Origin of the sequence: Nonomuraea cypriaca (assembly GCF_015645445.1) — a bacterium.
GTDB lineage: Bacteria > Actinomycetota > Actinomycetes > Streptosporangiales > Streptosporangiaceae > Nonomuraea > Nonomuraea cypriaca.
In genome coordinates this window covers 1-734 of record NZ_JADOGI010000566.1, presented here as the reverse complement: position 1 = coordinate 734, position 734 = coordinate 1, and the positions used below count along the sequence as shown (strand labels likewise).

The following is a 734-nucleotide window of genomic DNA, read 5'->3' as shown; positions in this document are numbered from 1 at the left end:
CACCCCACCCCCACCGCCCTCGCCCGGCGGCGACGCCGACCCGGGCTTGGCGCGTTCGTCCAGTGGGGAGGAGGCGGTGCTGTTCGCCGAGCGGGCACTGGAGCTCGACCGGGGCTTGGGTCATGACCGTGGGGTCGTGCTCGATCTGATCCTGCTTTCCCGGGTCGAGGAGTCCGGCCGCGCGGCAGGCCGTCTGGACGAGGCGCTGGACCTGTCCCGGCGGATCGGGTTCCGTTCGGGGGAGGCGATCGCGCTCGCCGGTCTTGGGGCTCTCGACGTCGCCGCGGGGGCTCACCTCCGCGCCCACCGCCGGCTGACCGCGGCCATCGAACTGCTGGAGGAGTTGGGGCACGAACCGGAGCTGGCCCTCGCCTACCACAACCGCGCCACAGCGGCGGAGAAGCTCGCCACCCATGCCCCGCTCCCGGCTGCCAGTGCGTCAGAGCCGGATCGGGTCGGCGGCGCAGTCACACCGGTCGCGGTCGCCGGGACGTCTGAACCGGACCCGGTCGATTCCCAGGCGGGGGCCAACATGCCGAACAAGGGGGCCGATGATCTGTCCGCCGCCCTCGCCGACACCGAGCGTGCCTGCGAGCTCGGCCACCCCTCCGCCCACGACAACGCGATCAGGCTCGCCGTCCACCTCGAGAGGGGATTGACGGCCTGGACACACGCCGAACACGCCAAGGCACGCACACTGGCCACCCAGCTCACCCTCACCCGCCGCCCCGCAC

At 73.0% G+C, this 734-nt stretch carries 1 pseudogene; it reads left to right on the top strand.

The window, feature by feature from the left end:
- A pseudogene (locus tag ITP53_RS55635) lies at positions 1–734 on the top strand (hypothetical protein); the annotation flags it as partial.